Origin of the sequence: Pseudomonas multiresinivorans, from assembly GCF_012971725.1 — a bacterium.
GTDB classification, from domain to species: Bacteria; Pseudomonadota; Gammaproteobacteria; order Pseudomonadales; family Pseudomonadaceae; genus Pseudomonas; species Pseudomonas multiresinivorans.
On sequence record NZ_CP048833.1, the window covers coordinates 3,205,046 to 3,222,043 of the forward strand.

The following is a 16,998-nucleotide window of genomic DNA, read 5'->3' on the forward strand; positions in this document are numbered from 1 at the left end:
TGCGCCTTTTTTTGCCGCGCCTGAAATGAAAAAAGCCCGTCGAAACGGGCTTTTTCCTTGGTGCTGAGTTGATCAGTCGTCGCTGCCCATGATGCCGAAGATCTGCAGCAGGCTGATGAACAGGTTGTAGATCGACACATACAGGCTGATGGTCGCCATGATGTAGTTGCGCTCGCCGCCGTGGATGATCGCGCTGGTCTGGAACAGGATCATCGCCGAGGAGAACAGCACGAAGCCGGCGCTGATGGCCAGTTGCAGGCCGCTGATCTGGAAGAACAGCGAGACCAGCACGGCACCCAGCAGGACGAAGAAGCCTGCGGTGATGAAGCCGGACAGGAAGCTCATGTCCTTGCGGGTGGTCAGTACGTAGGCTGACAGGCCGAAGAACACCAGGGCGGTCATGAAGAAGGCGGAGGAAATGATGCTCGCGCCATTGGCCATGCCCAGGTACATGTTCAGGATAGGGCCGAGGGTGTAGCCCATGAAGCCGGTCAGGGCAAAGGTGCTGACCAGGCCCCAGGCGCTGTTGCGCAGCTTCACGGTGAGGAAGAACAGGCCATAGAAGCCCAGCAGCACCACGAAGAAGCTCGGGTACGGCAGGCGCATTTGTTGCGAGGCGAAGGCTACCAGGCCACTGAAGGCCAGGGTCAGGGCCAGCAGGCCGTAGGTGTTGCGCAGGACGCCGCTGACCTCTTTCTGCTCCACGGCTGTGGAGTCGAGATATTGCCGTTCTTGCATGTCGAGACACTCCTGTTAAGCGGGATACGGATCCATGACCGTAGTGATGCTCATCATAACAGAGCCAAAAGCGTGCCGAATCATCAGAGTTTGACAGTGTGTTGCGATCCGGTAATATTGCGGCCCGCTCATGTGGAAGCGTGGCCGAGTGGTTTAAGGCAACGGTCTTGAAAACCGTCGACGGGCAACTGTCCTAGAGTTCGAATCTCTACGCTTCCGCCACTATTACAACGTTGAAAGCCCCGCACTGCGGGGCTTTCGCGTTTCTGGGGCAGGACGTGATTGTGGGCTCGCCTTCCGATTACGCATTGCGCTCATCGCACAAGTTAAACAACGTAGGAAAAGTCAGTCATCCCGATAGATGTTTCTATAGGGCGTTGATCGTCTCAGTTAAACTTCAAGCTCCTCTCACCGGAAACCCTGAATGAACCAAGTCGAAGATCTCGAACGGCAGATGCGCGAAGCGCTGGGCGTTCCTCCGAAGAAAGTGAAAACCACTCGGGAAGTCAGTAATCCCATGAAGGGCTACCTGATTGTTCTCAGTGTGCGAGGCGCAAGCGGGCCCGCATTTCGCTTCGAGCATCGCTCGCGTTCGCTGAGCCGTACCGAGGCCATCCTGGAGGCGGAGAAAGCCGCGCGCACCGCAGGCTACAAGCCTTGGGCCCTGCTGGATGCCGTCGAGGCCTGAGTCGCACGAGCCCGGTGGCGGCAGCATGGAGCATCTGCCGGTTGCCGATATGGCGTGGCGATCCCGTGCGATGGACGTCGAGCCGATAGCGTCTATCAGTTGGAAAACTCCGACGACGGCTCCTGTTTCCCACAGCACAATAGATTACCGGTACGGCCGTCCTAGACGCTTTGCCAGGCATCTGTCAGCATTTAGCCCTCCTGCGCCACGTATCTCTGGCGCTTGCATTTTGGCGAACCGCTTCCAAGCTAGGTCGTAAGGCCGCTTTCTGTTAAGGTTCGGCAATTGTTCGAAGTCCCTTTTCGGGTCTCACCATTCCATTCTGCTCAAGGGGTGCTGCGTGATTAAGGTGCTGGTGGTCGATGATCACGATCTGGTGCGCACCGGAATTACCCGCATGCTGGCTGATATCGATGGCCTGCAGGTCGTTGGGCAGGCCGACTCCGGTGAGCGTGGGCTGCAGCTCGCTCGCGAACTCAAGCCTGATGTCGTCCTGATGGATGTGAAGATGCCCGGCATCGGCGGTCTCGAAGCCACCCGCAAGCTGCTGCGCAGCCAACCCGACGTACGCGTCGTGGTGGTGACGGTTTGCGAGGAAGACCCGTTCCCGACCCGTCTGATGCAGGCTGGTGCGGCGGGATACCTCACCAAGGGTGCAGCGCTGGATGAGATGGTCCAGGCGATTCGCCAGGTTTTTGCCGGCCAGCGCTACATCAGCCCGCAGATCGCCCAGAACCTCGCACTGAAGTCCTTCGAGCCGGAAAGGAACGCATCGCCGTTCGATACCCTGTCCGAGCGTGAAATCCAGATCGCGCTGATGATCGCCAACTGCCACAAGGTGCAGAGCATCTCGGACAAGCTGTGCCTCTCGCCCAAGACCGTGAATACCTACCGCTACCGCATCTTCGAGAAGCTCTCGATCACCAGTGACGTCGAGCTGGCGCTGCTGGCTGTCCGGCACGGCATGGTCGACGCCAGTAACTGATCATGGTGCAACCGTTCGATTCGGCGGCTTTCCTTGCCACCTGCAGCGGGCGGCCGGGCGTTTATCGCATGTTCGACGTCGACGCAAAGTTGCTGTACGTCGGCAAGGCGAAGGACCTCAAGAAGCGTCTTTCCAGCTACTTCCGCAAGACCGGCCTGGCGCCGAAGACGGCGGCCCTCGTGGCGAAGATCGCCCAGGTCGAGACCACCATCACCGCCAACGAAACCGAGGCACTGCTGCTTGAGCAGACGCTGATCAAGGAATGGCGGCCGCCCTACAACATTCTGCTGCGCGACGATAAATCGTATCCGTACGTCTTCCTGTCGAGTGAGGATCAGTATCCGCGCCTGACCATTCACCGCGGCGCAAAGAAGGCCAAAGGACGGTACTTCGGGCCTTATCCGAGCGCTGGCGCCATTCGCGAAAGCCTGGCATTGCTGCAGAAGGCCTTCTTCGTGCGCCAGTGCGAGGACAGCTACTTCCGCAACCGCACGCGCCCGTGTCTGCAATATCAGATCAAGCGCTGCAAGGCGCCCTGTGTTGGATTGGTGAGCGAGGAGGAGTACGCCGAAGACGTACGCCACTCGATCATGTTTCTCGAGGGGCGCAGCAATGTGCTGGCCGAGGAACTCTCCACCAATATGGAAGAGGCGGCGATGCGCCTGGACTTCGAAAAGGCGGCGGAGCTGCGCGATCAGGTGCAGATCCTGCGCCGCGTGCAGGACCAGCAGAGCATGGAGTTCGGCACCGGCAACGTCGATGTGGTGGCGGCCATCGTTACGCCGGGTGGCGCATGCGTGCACCTGATCAGCGTGCGGGGCGGTCGAGTGCTGGGAAGCAAGAACTTCTTCCCGCAGGTGGCAATCGAGGAGGAGGTGGGCGATGTGCTGCTGGCCTTCCTCGGGCAGTACTACCTCAGTCATCACGAGCGCGATCTGCCGAACGAGCTGATCGTCAATGCCGTACACGAAGACTTCCCCATCCTGGCTTCCGCCATCGAGGCGTCGCGTGGGCGGCTGCTGGAAATCAGTCACCGCGTGCGAACTACGCGGGCCCGTTGGCAGCAACTTGCCGTGACCAACGCCGAGCAGGCGCTGGCGGCACGCCTCGCCAACCGCCAGCACATGGCCGCGCGCTTCGATGCGCTGGGAGAGGCGCTGGATCTGCCCGAGCCGCCGCAGCGGCTCGAGTGTTTCGATATCAGCCATTCCAGTGGCGAGGCGACGGTGGCTTCCTGTGTGGTCTTTGGCCCGGAGGGCGCACTGAAGTCGGACTATCGCCGCTTCAATATCGAGGGCATCACCGGTGGCGATGATTACGCTGCCATGCACCAGGCGCTGACCCGGCGCTTCAGCCGATTGAAGGAAGGCGAGGGCAGGATGCCCGATATCCTTCTGGTGGACGGCGGCAAGGGGCAGTTGGCGATGGCCCAGGAAGTGCTCCAGGAGCTGGCCGTGGTTGGGCTGACGCTACTTGGCGTCGCCAAGGGCGTCACTCGCAAGCCTGGCCTCGAAACCCTGTACCTCAATGATGCCGAGAACGAATTCACCTTGCCCGCCGACTCGCCGGCGCTGCACCTGATCCAGCAGATCCGCGACGAAGCGCACCGCTTTGCCATCACCGGCCACCGTGCACGGCGGGGCAAGGCGCGGCGTACCTCCACACTAGAAGACGTCGCTGGCGTCGGACCCAAGCGCCGGCGCGATCTGCTCAAGCATTTCGGCGGGTTGCAGGAATTGGGCAGAGCCAGTATCGATGAAATTGCCAAAGCCCCCGGCATCAGCAAAAAGCTGGCAGAGCAGATTTATGCTGCACTGCACAGCGAGTAGAATGCCGGCTCAACTCGCAGACCTTCCGACCCGATGAATATCCCGAACCTGCTCACACTGCTCCGCGTTCTGCTCATTCCGATCTTCATCCTGCTGTTCTATCTCCCGTTCCCGGCCAGCCATCTGGCCGCCAGTGCCGTATTCGCCCTTGCCGCCGCCACTGACTGGCTGGACGGCTACCTGGCGCGGCGGCTGGGGCAGAGCACACCCTTTGGCGCCTTCCTCGATCCGGTGGCGGACAAGCTGATGGTCGCTACCGCGCTGGTGCTGTTGGTGGAGGAGCACGCGAATCTGTGGCTGACCCTGCCGGCCGTCATCATCATTGGTCGCGAGATCGTCGTTTCCGCGCTGCGCGAGTGGATGGCGGAGATCGGGGCGAGGGCACACGTGGCGGTTTCCAGTCTGGGTAAATGGAAAACGGCGGCGCAGATGCTGGCGCTGGTCATTCTCCTGGCCAATCCCCCGCTGATGACTTTCTGGGTCCTGGTGGGTTATGCGCTGCTCATCGTTGCCGCCATCCTTACCCTGTGGTCGATGCTGCACTATCTGCTGGCGGCATGGCCGCACCTGAACACCACCCCAAAAGAGAAATAAGTATTTTTGAATCAAGGAGTTGACAGGCATTTCCAAATCGTTAGAATGGCGCCCGTCAACACGACAACGCGGGAATAGCTCAGTTGGTAGAGCACGACCTTGCCAAGGTCGGGGTCGCGAGTTCGAGTCTCGTTTCCCGCTCCAGATTTTGATGATTTGCCTTGAGTCATCCGTGTTATGGCTGAGTAGCAGAGTGGTTATGCACCGGATTGCAAATCCGTGAACGCCGGTTCGATTCCGACCTCAGCCTCCAATAGAAAAGCCCTGTAAATCGAAGATTTACAGGGCTTTTTCTTTAACTGCCCTCTGCGGGAATCGCCAGTTTCGGCAACTTGCGCAGGGGAGTTGGGGCTGTATATAGTCCAGCCCTTTCCGGGTACATGCCTGGATACGCTGCAACGCGCTGCCGCCCGGATGGCGAAATCGGTAGACGCAGGAGACTTAAAATCTCTCGCCCTTTGGGCGTGCCGGTTCGATTCCGGCTCCGGGCACCATTTCTAAATCAACGGTCTCCGGGCCGTTGCGCTCAACCTCCCTCCTATCGTTTTGGTCCGCAATTCCGGATTCGGTCCGCAATTACTTCGTCGGCGTGACCTTCTTGCCTTTCCGATCTCGGATGTAGCGCTCGGTCATTGTGACGGTCGTGTGCCCGAGCTGGTCCCGAACTTTCAGGATGTCTCCGGTCGATTCCGACTTGTCGCTGCCGGCCTTCGCGCGCAGATCGCGGAGCTGGAACGCAGCTTTCTCGATGCCGGCAGCCTCCCTGGCCAGGTCGAAGCGATCGCGGAGCATGTACTTGGTCATCACCAAACCGGCCTCGGAAACAATCAGACGAGTGGGCCTGACCTTCATGCCGGCCTTCCGGGCCTTGATCCGATCGAGCAGGGTAGCCAGCTCGCCCTCAATCACAATGCGACGCTTCGCCTTGGTCTTGCCCTGGCGGACGTGCAGCATCCCGTCGCGGATATCCCGCTCATCCATGGCCAACACGTCCCCAGGCCGCTGGCCAGTGAGGTAAGCGAGGTCCATCGCCTCCTGCAGGCCGATCTCGGCGTGCTGGTAGACCAGCAGGTAGAGGTCGTCCTCGATGTAGACGTCGCGGCCGGTCTCCGGATTGCCGCTGATCCCGGAGCAGGGGTTGGCCAGCTTCGTGTAGCCCATCTTCCGGGCGTAGTTCCACATGTGGCTGAGCAGGGCCTTCTCCCGGTTTGCGCTGACCGGCGCGTCGCTACGCCACCGCATGTATTGGTAGACGTGCTGCGGCTCGATTGAATCCAACGGACCAGGCGGGTCATCGAAGAACTCCAACAGCCTCGCCAGGTACTGGGCGTCTTTCTTCTGGGTGCTTGGGGCCTTCCTTGGTACTACGTCCAGGAAGTACTGCGCCGAGACGTAGCGCAGGGTGACGATCTTCTCGGCCAGGTTGTCGGCGTTGCGATCCCGCTCCAACTCGGCGTACTTCATGATCGCCAGGCCGTAGTCGGAGCCGAGCGGTACCTCTTTCCGAGGCTTGCCGCCGGCATCGTAGTAGTAATAGGTCTTTCCGCTGGGCTTGGTGCGCTCGCGCAGGCGAGTGACCGCGCCTGGTTTCTTCGGTCGTCTTCCCATCAGCTGGCCTTCCGCGGCGTCCATTTCGGTGTTTCTTCAGCCTGGCGACCTTTCGCCGGCAGGAGGTTGGCGGATATCACACAGGGCCATCCGTTCATCTTGATGGTGTGCTTGATCCCATTCTGCTTCAAGACGCGCACTTGGCCGGCCTTCGTCCGGGCGCCGGTGAGCTGGCAAATCTCCTCATGGGTGAGGAAGACGATAGGTTCCATGAGCAATACCTCATCGCGCCAGCTCAGGCCGGCGATGTTGAAATGGGGGGGAGATTCAGTACAGGGGAGGGGCGCAGCGCGGAGCCGTTCTAATTCTTCGCGTCTTTGTGCTGGTCGTAGGCTTCGAATTGCCGGCATTTCAGCTCAGCGCTGGCGTCTGCCTGTTCCGGAGTTTGATTTCCTCGGTAACCGAAGCGTACGAAGTACCTGACGATCGTCTGAGTGTCCGGATCGAGTTGGGCGTTATGTTTGTCTGCTGCTGCGATTGCTTGCTGTTCGGTGCTTCCCTGATCGCGGTATGTGGCCCCCGCGTAAGCAAATAGGCCCACGCCAGTGCAGAAGTCAGACGCCTGGGCCTGGATGGAAAGAGACATGAGCAGGAATAACGCGGTGAGATTCTTCATTTGCCCTCACTCAGCCTGCGATTGCGCGCTTGGATTGAGTATGGAGCCTGCCGCAGAGGCCTGCCTGCTTCGAGGAAGCATTTAGCTTCCCACTGAATTGTTCGTATGGCTCGCTCCTGGAGGGCAGGCCTGCAGCGCAGGCAGTCGCATTTCTCGGAGGGTTGGCCGGTGCCGCGGCAGAAGGTGGGGCGGGTCATGCTGTAGCCTTCCTGCGCGGCGCCCCGCGATACTCCGGCTCTGCTTGGTGCTGAACCGGGCGGATCACTGATGCCAAGATCTGACTCCAGGTCGCCGCGTTGTTCGGCAGGCAAATGCCGAACTCCTTGGTGTCGTACTCGACCTCGCCGGCCAGCTGCTCGACCAAGGTGAGCGGAACCGCGATGTTCGTGCAGCCGCTGTTGTAGTAGCCGAGACGCTCGAGCACTCGCGCTTCCGCATAGCGCCCGGCACTCTCAAGCTTCCAGCAGTACCCGCGATCATCCGGACGCCAAAGGGTGATTGCCTTGTGGCGCCGCTTCGTGTGCTTGACGCTGATCACGATGAACTTGGTCATGCGGCGCTCCTTGCTGGTTCGGTGATCTGGCTGGCGGTGAGCACCGGCATGCCCAGTTCACTGGCAACGTGGTATTCGAGGCGGGCGCCCTTGGACTTGTCCCAGCCTGGGAGCATGGCGATCGCCTCACAGGTGATCAGCTTCTGCATGTCCAGGCGCAGGTAGTCGGCCCACTCGAAGCCATCGATAACGCCGTGGTCGGCCGGGTTCTCGACGTGGTAGCCGAGCTGGCGCAGGCGCGCGGCCTCGGCGTGGAAAGCGGGGTAGTTGAAGTCCTCGATCCCGGTCATGGGGCCGGCGAGGTAGATGCGGCCAACTCGCGGCACGCTCATCAGACGATCCATCGGCTGGCCGAAGACCTCGCGCGCCTGCTCGACGGTGACAGGGACCAGCACCAGGCCAAGGTCCAGGGCTTCGATAACGTCCTCGGGGTGGCGCCGGCCGACGAAGCGGCATTCACGGGTGGCGGGATCGAAGCCGGCCACGGCCGCCTGTTCATAATCTCGGGGCATGAGAAGTCCTTGCGCCATGTGGCGCGGAGAGATTTCGGGTGTGGTTTCCGCCTTTCCCCGTCGTTCGTCGGCTTTGTGCATCTTTCTCTGCGCACGACAAAGAACGATCTAACTTGGAGTTAGAGCGGGTGATGAACCTGGGGACAAAGGAGTGACGAAGGGAAGTGCGTGATGGAGATGAAGGCGGAGGGCGGAGTTCTGTAACTTCTCGCGCTTTCGTCCTTTACACATCAAAGAACGAACTAAAATTCATGCAGGCCCAAGGGGAATAAAAAGCCCCCGGCGCGCCAACGCCGAGGGCCTGTTTCGACAGACCATTGAGGAAATGATCTATGCATAAAGGTAGACCCTGCATACGTTGTTGCAAAGCCCTGGCGAAGGGCATGGTGCTGGTAGTTGCGCTGGTTGTATCGGGCGGGGAGGCTCCAACGGAAAGTGCTCCCTCGCAGTGTCAAATACAGCGCGTGTAGCTCTCTTGCAGCCCGGCAAATGCCGGGCTTTTTTGTGCCGTAGTGGCGCAATGGCATGGAGTGGGGTAGGTTCGGATGGCCCGGCATGGGGCCGGCGAGGGCTGTGCAATGACCATTTCCTGCGAAACGATCTTCAAGCTCACGAATGCTGTTGAAGCCTTGGTTATCACGGGCGGGAGTGCAATTGAACGCGCGAAGCTGGCGTTGCATTCATTGCGCGGAATCAAGAAGGAAGACTTCGGTGGCGATATTGCTGCGATTCCCTGGAACTACATCGCCTCTGTGTCAAAGGATATTGAGAGCGGTAGAGCCGATCACCAGGTCGCGGAGAAAGTCATCAGCTCTATTTGGCAGCTATTCGATGCATTCCGCCCCCGATCCTGAGCATTTGTTGTCAGTCGGCAGAGGTGGCGCAGTCGAACTCATAACGCCGAGCGGTCGATCTGCTCCAGCAGGCGCCGGCCAAGCCAGCGCACCACGGGAATAGCCTTGCTGTTCCCGATGGCCTTGTAGCGCGGCCCGTCAGGGCATTCCTCCGCCGGCTTACCGCGCCAGGGGATCAGCGTGTAGTCGTCTGGGAAGCCCTGCAGGCGCTCGCATTCGCGTGGGGTGAATCGACGAACAGCAGATGCAACCACGAGGCTGTCGGCCTGGGTAACTGGATTGCTGTGGCTCCGGAAATTTCCTGACCTAAGCGTCGGCGCCATTCCGCTGGAGAACATGACCGGCGCCTGGCTTGATGCTGGAAGGGTGTGGCAAATCCCCGGCGTTGGCTGACTGCGATTCGCGGCGCTGGTGATCTGGTTAGGATCGAACACTGCGTTTTCCTGGCCGTTGTTCCTCCCGAGGGTATGCGCCAGATCGTCCAGGCAATCTGGGTCTTGAGTACCGTGCACAGCAAGAAGATGGCTGTGACCGTGGTTCAGGTCCTGCCCGCTGCATCCCTGCAGCCGACCATAGGAGGCGTCGAGCGTTGCGGCCGTCAGTGGGATATCATCGAGGCTGTAGCCTCCGCCTTTTCTGCCGCCGCCGGCCAAGGTCGGCGCCACGCAGAAAGTCTCCGAAGCGAAGTCGTTCCGGACGCCGTGCGCAGTCAGCGCACCGGCCTGGAAGAGCGAGCGTATCTGGTTTTCTCCGCCGAAGGCCGGCACCCCGGCCAACACTTCGACGGCGGGCCCTTCGTCGCCCTCGCAGTTCGGGCAGCCCCAGGCGCCCAGGTTCATTCCGAAGAGGTAGCCGCACCCGCACTGGAGCGAAGGGCCGAAAGGAGCATGCCCGGCAACGTCTTGCCCCTCGCCTCGGCGCGGCGGATGATCCCGGCGCATGCCTTCGCGCTCAAAAAGTACCGCGGCTGGATCGAATCCTGCTCGAGCACTTGCGACAACGAACACACGGCGGCGTCGTTGGGCCAGGCCGAAATATTGGGCATCCAGAACCCGCCATGCGACTGTTCGCCGGGGTCCATACACACAACCAGCGTCCTTCCATTTTCCCCCTGGCGGCTGAAGTTCTTGGGATTCGCCCACCAGGGCGCCGAGGAAGCAGCCGAACGCGTTGCCCTTGTCGGAGAGGACGCCGGGGACGTTTTCCCAGAGGCAGGCGGCTTCAGGTTCGCCTCGCTGGGTTCGAACATGGTCAATTGCATCGAGGAGCTCCACGTATTTGATGGTGAGGGCGCCGCGCGGATCGGCCAGGCCTTCGCGCATGCCGGCGACGCTGAAGGCCTGGCAAGGAGTGCCACCTACCAGTAGGGGCGGTGCCTTGATGGCGCCGGACAGTACCTGGCGCGCGAGCTTCGTCATGTCGCCCAGGTTCGGCACTTCCGGCCAGCGGTGGGCGAGAACTGCGGAAGGAAAGGCCTCGATCTCGCTAAACCAATCGGCGCGGAAGCCCAGAGAGTGCCAGGCCACGCTCGCGGCCTCGATGCCGCTGCAGACCGATCCGTAGCTGATCATGCTGCGGGCTCCTTGGTGTCGTTGAAGATGTCGAGCTGGGCGGCGGAGCATTCTCTTGCTCCGTGAGGCAGCCGAGGTGGTGGGTAGAGCTCGGCAAGCCAGGCGTCGTAACGTCCGTCGGTGCTCAGGTGTCTTTCATGCTCCATCGCTTTCCACTGGTTCACGTGCTTGTTGCTCCAGATGATGAAGTCGACGTTCCCCTTGCCGAGTGCCTTGTACTGCTCCGGCGTCATGCCATGGGAGTGGCAGAACGCAACGAATCGCGGATTCCAGCCCATGGCCTTCTCCAGGTAGAGCGCCGCCGCGCCGCTGTCGTAGACTCGGCGATCTTTTGCGCTGCTTAGGGATGGTGGTGATGAGATTCGTGAAGGTGTTTCTGCTGCTGAGCCTGTTCGGCTTCTGCGTGATGTTTATCGATGCGGCCGGCGAGGAGATCAGAAAGAAGATCCCCATTTCGGTCTTCGGCTCCAGGGCGGAAGCTGCTGCCTTCACGACGAAAGTGGAGACAGCTCTGAAGGACGAAAGCGTTGGGTTTGAAGAGGCAAGGCGCCTTCAGCTGGAGTATTCAGAGCGGGTTGTGCCGCGCTACCGGCTTCTCTTCTGGGGGCAGATGGCGGCCTATGCTCTCGTCGTGCTGACGGCGACGCTGCTGTATCTCCGGTCCACACCGAAAAGGATCTGAGTACCGCTGCGCCGCGCTTAGGAAACGTCCTATTGCGGCAGTGGATGCTGGTCGTCAGGGTTCTCGCTCCAAACAAGGAGCGGATTTAGATGCGGATGTGGTGCAGGGCGATGGGACTTGCTGTTGTGGTGCTCAGCACGAATGGCTGTGCGAGTTCGCTGGGGCATCTGTTCGGCCCATGCCCCTATGTGGGGGTTCAGCTGGACGCGAAATCTTGGGATGTTGCCGGCCCTCTGATCTTCCTTGATATGCCGTTCTCCGCTGTCATGGACACGGTGCTGTTACCTCTCGACTTGGCCACTGGAAACAGCTGTAGCGGCTGGTAGAGCCCCGCCGCGCCGCGAGTGCAGCGGCTGGCTGATTGGTGGTGTGCTTAAGTGAAAGCTGGTGCTGCGCCTGGCAGCTGCTCGCGAGGGATTACCGATGGCTCTCGAAACTGGCCACAAGGTCCAAATTGCTATCGCCGTACTAGGGTTGGTCGGGACCTTGACCGTAGCGGGAATCGCGAACTGGGAGAGAATCTTCCCACCTCCACCGCCCCCACCACCCCCTAGTGTTGAGCTTGGCCTGCAGTACCTGGCTGAGGAGCGTTTTGAAGAGGCAGTTGCCATGCTGAAACCTTTCGCACGCAACGGTGATGCTCGCGCTCAGTACAGCGTGGGCCGCATATATGACATGGAGTTCATAGAAAGCGGTGATCCTACCGGCGACAAATTTAGGGCTTCCTATTGGTACAAGAAGGCAGCTGCTCAGAACTATAAAGATTCACAGTCCTCGTACGAGATGGTGGAGGAAAGCCTTCACGACATATCGTCATTAGACGCTGTGAGGAGATTTTCTATCGAGGAAAAGGAGTCTGGTCACCAAGCTGGCCTCTGATTCCCCTGACCTAAGCGTCTTGGCTGTCCATCCATTTGGCTTGCCGCGTTCCGGCTACCTCTAGCTTGCGCGCCACGAAATCGGATGGCGTGAAGTCGTGGCGCGGAATGGCGAGGAGGGGAGCGGAGCCTTCCGGCCCCAGGTCATGGGCATGCATGATCAGGAGCTGTATCGCCTCGGCCTTCTCCTCGATGCCATGCCAACGCATCAGGTTCTCCAGCATGGAGCGGGTACCGCGGCGCACCCGGTGGCGCAACTCCGTCTCGTCCAGGCGCTGGCGCTTCTCTGCGGAGGCCTTGCTGCGTTCCTTCTGGGACTTGGCCATTACCCTTCAGCCCCGATGTCATCGCGCTTGCGGATGGTCAGCTCCTCAGCGCGAGCAATTGCCTCCCGGTAATCACGGCGGAACCCGGCGACCTTGTCGGTGGCGGTGTCGACGATGTGGAAGAAGCCGCGACCAGTCGGACGGATCTGGTAGGCCGGCTTCTCCACCACGATGGTGCGGCGCTCCTCGAAGGCAGCGCGCGCGGCGGCGGTCAGCGGGAGCAGCTCGGCCAGTTGGGGGCGAATGTTCAGCTGTTGCATGGCGATCACCTCGTCTGGGTGGTGGCTTCCTTTGGGCAGCACTCCAGCGCGCGGCTATGCGCCGGTGGGCGCCGCGGAGGAGTGCTGTCGAAAGAGAGTCGTGGAAGGTAGGATTCAGCGGGAGACGCCCACCAAGGAGCAGGCATGGACTTCACTGAGTTCTATCGGGAATTGCAGCGGATCGGTTGCGTGGAAGAAGAGTTTCCTTCGCGAGTAGCCGCCGTTCTCTATGCCTGCTTCGACGCAGGCCTGAGCGTTGAGCAGACTCGCCGGTTCATGAGCCGCTTTATGCTTATCAAGTCGGTGGGGGAGTGCTTGGCGAGCGATCACCTCGGACCGGAAACGATCGAGAGAATTGTCGCGGCTGAGAGCCCTGGGCTCATGACCAAGGATCTGCTTTCGATATTCTCGTCCGATCAGCTGAAGCCGGAGTTCCGGCCGCATTCTTCTGGCGAGAGGTGAAAGGCCCTTCTGACAGGGCCTTTCAGGTCTCACAAACACCGCCGTATGTGAGTGTTTCGCGGCTCGCCCGGCTTGTTGCCGAACTACCAGGGCTGTCGGTTACATGGCTGCATCCTCCGGCTGAGTTACCCGCGAGGCGGGGCACGGGCGCCCGATCGTTAGCGATTTCCGGCCTGCGGCATGCTTAAATTGGGAATTCTTGTTGAGGCGAGGGAGTGCTGTGACGAAGTACGGTGCAGTAAGCAACTTTGTTCTGATCGCAATTGCTTTCCTGTTTAACGTTGGGCTGTTGCTCGTATTGACGGATGGACCTTTCACTCTTGAGGTCCTTCCGAAGGCGCTGTACTTAATTTTCGTTTATGCCCTAATTCCTGCCTTGCTGATGCTTGCTGCAACTGCATGGATCAAGCAATTCAGCGCGGCATTGTTGTTTTTTGTCTGCCTCACTATCGTCCCGGTATTGCTCATGACGCGCGGTCACCATTTGGATAGAGATGGTGCGGTTGTGATTTTTCTCATGCAGTTCCTTTTCTCCTACGGGAGCGCGATCCTGCTAGTGGTCTTTTCGTTTGCGCTCTGGATTCGGAACCGGCGAAGGTCTCGTAGGTACGCTGAAAGGTGGGCTTACGCACAAGAAGCAGAGGAAGATCGGCGAGAGGAAATCAGCTCGAACTAGCTCAGATACTATTGGCCCATTCCTCCCCGGCGCGCCGGGCGGCTTCGAGGCTTTCGAAGTTTTCGGTGTCCGGGGTGAGGCCGCAGCCTGGCTGCCACCGGCTCAGGACGTGTAGCGACTTTGCGTAGCTGCTCACCGTCGCCCAACGCCGGGCACCTGGAGTGCCGAGGCGGCAGACGTGCGGGAAGGGTTGTGTCCAAGTCTGGGCATTGGTTCCTAGCAAGGTCTTCTTCTTTCCGTCCCGCTCAGCGCATGCTCAGCTTTTCTGTTTAAATTCGAAGCACCGAATAGGCGCCGGGCTCAGGCGCAGGGAGCTTTAGGAGAAACATGGACGAGCGAGATAGAGCGGTAGGGAAGCTGCAATTGTCGGAGATGGTGTTGCGTAAAGCCGCTTTGACGTTCCTTCTGATCGGCCCCCCTGTCGGTGCCTTGGGCGCTCTGCCGCTTGCTTTAAGCGGGGGATTGGTCGGTTATGCGTGGGACCTCGCCATGCTTTTCTTTTTTGTCGTGTACTTTGTGGGTTCTATACCAGCCTTACTCTCCGGAATGCTCTATGGCACGTTCTTGCTGACGATAGGGAAGCGAGAACCGCTGGCGCTGCAATATAGGCTCATTGCCGGCGTGCTCTCGGGCTTAGGAGCAATCTCCTTCTTCTCCCTGTTTTTGTCTGTTGCCCCCATATTCTTCACAGCTGGAGCTATAGGGGGGGCTGCCTCTGCTGCCAGCTTGCGACAGCTGTCCTGTTCTTAGCTTCCCACACATCCCAAAGCGCCCTCGTGAGAAGACGCTTCAGTGATGCTTTCCGTCGGCGCCACCACTGTTGGCGCCGACCTTCACACCTGCTTGCCGGGTCATTCACACGGTTTGGCGTTTCGCCGCGTTCCACCCTTCAGCCCCTCAGTTGGCCTCTGGATGGGTGCGCCGGTCGCCGGTAGCGGCACCCTGGCCCGCATGTTGTTGGCCTTCCGCTTGCTCATGGCGCCTCTCCGCAGAACTTGTCCTCCACGTCCTTGATGGTCTGGGTGCGGAACGTGATCTGGTTTTCGTTGGCGATGCGCCGGGCGTAGTTGTAGGAGATGCCCATGGCCTTGGCGGATGCCTGAATCGACATTCCCTCTGCCGCCATCCGGCGCAGTTCCCGAGATTTCTGGACTCGGGTGAGCTGCGCCGCTTTCTTGTGGCCTTCGATGGCCAGGCTCATGTCATGGCTGCGGAACTGGCATGACTGCTTCTTCTCGTGGGCCCGGCGTTCTGGGTTGGAGAGGGCGTGATTGAAGGTTGGAGAGTCCTTGAAGCCCGACACGCCGTCCGGAATCTCCTGAATCGCCCCGCCGCAGGCCAGAAACTCAGCGATGCGGCCGGCGATCTCCGCCCGATTGATGTCGACCAGGGGAGTGGAGCGGTAGTCGATGCGGATCATGCTGCCTTCTCCCTGAGCTTGGTTTCGTACTGGTCGACCAGCAGCTTGAACTGCCACAGGTCGTCTTCCAGCGCCTCGATGTAGTCCTCGTCGCGCTTGAACTCCTGCCACCAGAGCTGACGGCCGACGGGCTCAAGGGCAGGGCAGTACATTCCGACGTGCCAGAACTTGCGGCCCGTGATCCACATGCAGCCTTGCACCTGGTCCATGATCCCGCTGGCGTCGTTGTCGATGTGGAAGGCGCGAAGCTTCTCGGGGGCCAGGAAGCACTTGTACTCGCTGCCCCCGTCCTCGCCGATCAGGCCATCAGCACTGGCGCCGAAACAGCCATCGTCGGTAGTCACGAAGCCGGCGCGCTGAACCATCAGGCCTGTCTGGATTTCGTGCTCAATTCTGGCCATCGGCTCCAGTTCGTGGCCGCGCTTCATCTGCCAGGTTTCGAAGCCACCATCCAGGGGCTCGCCAGCAATGCGCTCCACCGCCAGGCTGAAGGCGTAGTTCATGGCCACCTCTGATGGTTGACCGACGACCTCGCCGGCCATGACCTTGGTTATCGCTTCAGCCTTCGGGGCATGCTTGTAGCCAGCAATCTCGCGAGCGTCGAACTCACTACGACCGGCGAGAAGGGCATCGACATACTTCTTCTGCTGGTCGGTCAGGCAGCCAACCTTGGAGCGAGCCACTTCAAACATGCTGGCGGTTATCACGCCTGCGCGGGCGCGGTGCCATTCAGAGCTGCCCTGGTCACATGAGATGAGGATCATTTCGACTTCTCCAGTTCAGCTTTGCGTGAGGTAACGGCGGCGCGGAGTTCATCTGCCCCAGCCACATCTTTGGCGGCTTGCAGAACCTTCAAGCCGGACTGCCACACGCCCTGGAGCTCGGCGCCGGTCTTCGCCGCTTTTACCTTGGCTACCAGGTCGCCCAGCACGGCATTTCGAAGGTCGTCGTTGTCGGCGGCATTGCCGTCGTCGTCTTCCTCGCCGATGGCCACGTTGAAGATCATCTTCAGCAGGTAGCGCATCCCGTAGGAGGTGCCGGAGCCAAACGCGTGGGTCTTGGTCATCACGTCGCCGCCCTTGGCGCCCTTGCCGTCGGAGGGGACGTGCGCTCGATACTGGCGGGTGTGGCCGGAACGGTGGCTTACGAAGCAGATCATGCCGACCATGCCTTCCGGGGCTTCCTCGGTGCCAAACGACAACGAGAAGCCTTCGGCCGTGTACACGGGACGGAGGGCCTTATCCAACTTCCCGTAGGTGGCGTAGGCGCTGCGGGTCTGGTTATTGGTGGCATCAGCCGCCACTCGACCCATGTTCGCCTGGACGCGGGAAAGAGCATCGTTGAACTCGACCTCCGCTGCTCTGGCGTCCATCCGCTCCTTCATAGCCAGCAGGCGCTCCATCTTCTCGATGTCGCACTGCGGATCGGCAGCGGCGCGTTGGATTACCTGGAGAATGGTGGCCGACTCGGCCTGAACAACAACGGCAGATTCCTGCCGCTCTGCGATTGCTGTGGACATGGATATACCTCGCCGCGGTTGCCGCAGCCGGTTAAGGAAAGGGAAGGCGCTTACGGCGCCACTCGGCCAGATCGCACCCGCTGATGGTCACCGTCGTGCAGACCGGTTGGAGGGGCTAGATGCTCTGGCTGCCGGGGTTTTTCAGATAGTCACCCAGCAAACTCTGTTCTACAGAGCATCGGTGTCCGCAGGAACTTTGTCGTTCCTAATTAATATCTACTCTTATT

General features: G+C 60.3%; 24 protein-coding genes and 4 tRNA genes. 15 read left to right on the forward strand and 13 right to left on the reverse strand.

Annotation, left to right across the window (positions count from 1 at the left end):
- Nucleotides 1–72: 72 nt before the first annotated feature.
- The gene (locus tag G4G71_RS14500; protein WP_024765156.1) at nt 73–738 is read right to left on the reverse strand and encodes a Bax inhibitor-1/YccA family protein; all 666 of its coding nucleotides are present in this window, start codon (nt 736–738) and stop codon (nt 73–75) included.
- A 134-nt stretch (nt 739–872) separates the two neighbouring features.
- Here G4G71_RS14500 and G4G71_RS14505 point away from each other — a divergent pair.
- From G4G71_RS14505 to G4G71_RS14540, 8 genes are all read left to right on the forward strand, one after another.
- A tRNA-Ser gene (locus G4G71_RS14505) sits at nt 873–960 on the forward strand.
- Nucleotides 961–1,162: 202 nt separating this feature from the next.
- On the forward strand, nt 1,163–1,426 hold the full coding sequence (locus G4G71_RS14510) for a hypothetical protein (RefSeq protein WP_240964927.1): 264 nt from the start codon (nt 1,163–1,165) through the stop codon (nt 1,424–1,426).
- Nucleotides 1,427–1,766: 340 nt separating this feature from the next.
- On the forward strand, nt 1,767–2,411 hold the full coding sequence (gene gacA, locus G4G71_RS14515) for a response regulator transcription factor GacA (protein WP_017517075.1): 645 nt from the start codon (nt 1,767–1,769) through the stop codon (nt 2,409–2,411).
- Between the two features lie 2 nt (nt 2,412–2,413).
- Complete coding sequence (gene uvrC / locus G4G71_RS14520; protein ID WP_169938642.1) at nt 2,414–4,240, forward strand: excinuclease ABC subunit UvrC; 1,827 nt, start codon at nt 2,414–2,416, stop codon at nt 4,238–4,240.
- 33 nt (nt 4,241–4,273) lie between these two features.
- Entirely contained in the window at nt 4,274–4,834 is a 561-nt protein-coding gene (pgsA, locus tag G4G71_RS14525) for a CDP-diacylglycerol--glycerol-3-phosphate 3-phosphatidyltransferase (protein WP_024767418.1), read from the forward strand.
- A gap of 68 nt (nt 4,835–4,902) precedes the next feature.
- Nucleotides 4,903–4,978: transfer RNA gene (locus G4G71_RS14530), tRNA-Gly, on the forward strand.
- 35 nt (nt 4,979–5,013) lie between these two features.
- Nucleotides 5,014–5,087, forward strand: a tRNA-Cys gene (locus tag G4G71_RS14535).
- Between the two features lie 155 nt (nt 5,088–5,242).
- Nucleotides 5,243–5,328: transfer RNA gene (locus G4G71_RS14540), tRNA-Leu, on the forward strand.
- A gap of 82 nt (nt 5,329–5,410) precedes the next feature.
- On the opposite strand, the gene G4G71_RS14545 is transcribed toward G4G71_RS14540, so the two are convergent.
- The 5 genes from G4G71_RS14545 to G4G71_RS14565 all read right to left on the reverse strand — a co-directional run bounded on the left by G4G71_RS14545 (nt 5,411) and on the right by G4G71_RS14565 (nt 8,123).
- Nucleotides 5,411–6,442 (reverse strand): tyrosine-type recombinase/integrase, encoded by a 1,032-nt coding sequence (locus G4G71_RS14545; protein ID WP_169942673.1) that lies wholly within the window; start codon nt 6,440–6,442, stop codon nt 5,411–5,413.
- On the reverse strand, nt 6,442–6,654 hold the full coding sequence (locus G4G71_RS14550; RefSeq protein WP_169938644.1) for a DUF4224 domain-containing protein: 213 nt from the start codon (nt 6,652–6,654) through the stop codon (nt 6,442–6,444). Before G4G71_RS14550 ends, G4G71_RS14545 begins: the two co-directional genes overlap by 1 nt.
- Before the next feature lie 89 nt (nt 6,655–6,743).
- Entirely contained in the window at nt 6,744–7,058 is a 315-nt protein-coding gene (locus tag G4G71_RS14555; protein ID WP_169938646.1) for a hypothetical protein, read from the reverse strand.
- A gap of 193 nt (nt 7,059–7,251) precedes the next feature.
- Nucleotides 7,252–7,611: a hypothetical protein gene (locus tag G4G71_RS14560; protein ID WP_169938648.1), complete on the reverse strand. Its 360-nt coding sequence runs from the start codon at nt 7,609–7,611 to the stop codon at nt 7,252–7,254.
- The gene (locus G4G71_RS14565) at nt 7,608–8,123 is read right to left on the reverse strand and encodes a DUF4406 domain-containing protein (protein WP_240964928.1); all 516 of its coding nucleotides are present in this window, start codon (nt 8,121–8,123) and stop codon (nt 7,608–7,610) included. The genes G4G71_RS14560 and G4G71_RS14565 overlap by 4 nt, the downstream gene beginning before the upstream one ends.
- A 578-nt stretch (nt 8,124–8,701) precedes the next feature.
- On the opposite strand from G4G71_RS14565, the gene G4G71_RS14570 reads away from it, so the two are divergent.
- Entirely contained in the window at nt 8,702–8,977 is a 276-nt protein-coding gene (locus G4G71_RS14570; protein ID WP_169938650.1) for a hypothetical protein, read from the forward strand.
- Between the two features lie 38 nt (nt 8,978–9,015).
- On the opposite strand, the gene G4G71_RS14575 is transcribed toward G4G71_RS14570, so the two are convergent.
- Both G4G71_RS14575 and G4G71_RS14580 read right to left on the reverse strand, forming a co-directional pair.
- Entirely contained in the window at nt 9,016–10,548 is a 1,533-nt protein-coding gene (locus G4G71_RS14575; RefSeq protein ID WP_169938652.1) for a DNA cytosine methyltransferase, read from the reverse strand.
- Nucleotides 10,545–10,826: a hypothetical protein gene (locus G4G71_RS14580; protein WP_169938654.1), complete on the reverse strand. Its 282-nt coding sequence runs from the start codon at nt 10,824–10,826 to the stop codon at nt 10,545–10,547. Before G4G71_RS14580 ends, G4G71_RS14575 begins: the two co-directional genes overlap by 4 nt.
- A 77-nt stretch (nt 10,827–10,903) precedes the next feature.
- Here G4G71_RS14580 and G4G71_RS14585 point away from each other — a divergent pair, with 77 nt between their 5' ends.
- The 3 genes from G4G71_RS14585 (at nt 10,904) to G4G71_RS14595 (ending at nt 12,109) form a co-directional block, all read left to right on the forward strand.
- Nucleotides 10,904–11,230: a hypothetical protein gene (locus tag G4G71_RS14585; RefSeq protein WP_169938656.1), complete on the forward strand. Its 327-nt coding sequence runs from the start codon at nt 10,904–10,906 to the stop codon at nt 11,228–11,230.
- A gap of 248 nt (nt 11,231–11,478) precedes the next feature.
- Nucleotides 11,479–11,556 (forward strand): YceK/YidQ family lipoprotein, encoded by a 78-nt coding sequence (locus tag G4G71_RS30245; protein WP_420826014.1) that lies wholly within the window; start codon nt 11,479–11,481, stop codon nt 11,554–11,556.
- A 97-nt stretch (nt 11,557–11,653) separates the two neighbouring features.
- Complete coding sequence (locus G4G71_RS14595; RefSeq protein ID WP_169938660.1) at nt 11,654–12,109, forward strand: SEL1-like repeat protein; 456 nt, start codon at nt 11,654–11,656, stop codon at nt 12,107–12,109.
- 10 nt (nt 12,110–12,119) lie between these two features.
- Here G4G71_RS14595 and G4G71_RS14600 read toward each other — a convergent pair whose 3' ends face one another.
- Nucleotides 12,120–12,434, reverse strand: coding sequence for a hypothetical protein (locus tag G4G71_RS14600; RefSeq protein ID WP_169938662.1), 315 nt, complete (start codon nt 12,432–12,434; stop codon nt 12,120–12,122).
- Entirely contained in the window at nt 12,434–12,694 is a 261-nt protein-coding gene (locus tag G4G71_RS14605; protein WP_169934897.1) for a hypothetical protein, read from the reverse strand. The genes G4G71_RS14600 and G4G71_RS14605 overlap by 1 nt, the downstream gene beginning before the upstream one ends.
- 144 nt (nt 12,695–12,838) lie before the next feature.
- Here G4G71_RS14605 and G4G71_RS14610 point away from each other — a divergent pair, with 144 nt between their 5' ends.
- The 3 genes from G4G71_RS14610 (at nt 12,839) to G4G71_RS14620 (ending at nt 14,582) form a co-directional block, all read left to right on the forward strand.
- On the forward strand, nt 12,839–13,156 hold the full coding sequence (locus tag G4G71_RS14610) for a hypothetical protein (RefSeq protein ID WP_169938664.1): 318 nt from the start codon (nt 12,839–12,841) through the stop codon (nt 13,154–13,156).
- A gap of 220 nt (nt 13,157–13,376) precedes the next feature.
- Nucleotides 13,377–13,832 (forward strand): hypothetical protein, encoded by a 456-nt coding sequence (locus G4G71_RS14615; RefSeq protein WP_169938666.1) that lies wholly within the window; start codon nt 13,377–13,379, stop codon nt 13,830–13,832.
- A 327-nt stretch (nt 13,833–14,159) separates the two neighbouring features.
- The gene (locus tag G4G71_RS14620; RefSeq protein WP_169938668.1) at nt 14,160–14,582 is read left to right on the forward strand and encodes a hypothetical protein; all 423 of its coding nucleotides are present in this window, start codon (nt 14,160–14,162) and stop codon (nt 14,580–14,582) included.
- Between the two features lie 223 nt (nt 14,583–14,805).
- Here G4G71_RS14620 and G4G71_RS14625 read toward each other — a convergent pair whose 3' ends face one another.
- The 3 genes from G4G71_RS14625 to G4G71_RS14635 are packed head-to-tail and all read right to left on the reverse strand — an operon-like array spanning nt 14,806 to nt 16,771.
- Nucleotides 14,806–15,252: a hypothetical protein gene (locus G4G71_RS14625; RefSeq protein ID WP_169938671.1), complete on the reverse strand. Its 447-nt coding sequence runs from the start codon at nt 15,250–15,252 to the stop codon at nt 14,806–14,808.
- Nucleotides 15,249–16,016 (reverse strand): lambda exonuclease family protein, encoded by a 768-nt coding sequence (locus tag G4G71_RS14630; protein ID WP_169938673.1) that lies wholly within the window; start codon nt 16,014–16,016, stop codon nt 15,249–15,251. Before G4G71_RS14630 ends, G4G71_RS14625 begins: the two co-directional genes overlap by 4 nt.
- Nucleotides 16,013–16,771, reverse strand: a complete 759-nt coding sequence (locus G4G71_RS14635; protein WP_169938675.1) for an ERF family protein — start codon at nt 16,769–16,771, stop codon at nt 16,013–16,015. Before G4G71_RS14635 ends, G4G71_RS14630 begins: the two co-directional genes overlap by 4 nt.
- Nucleotides 16,772–16,998 lie beyond the last annotated feature (227 nt).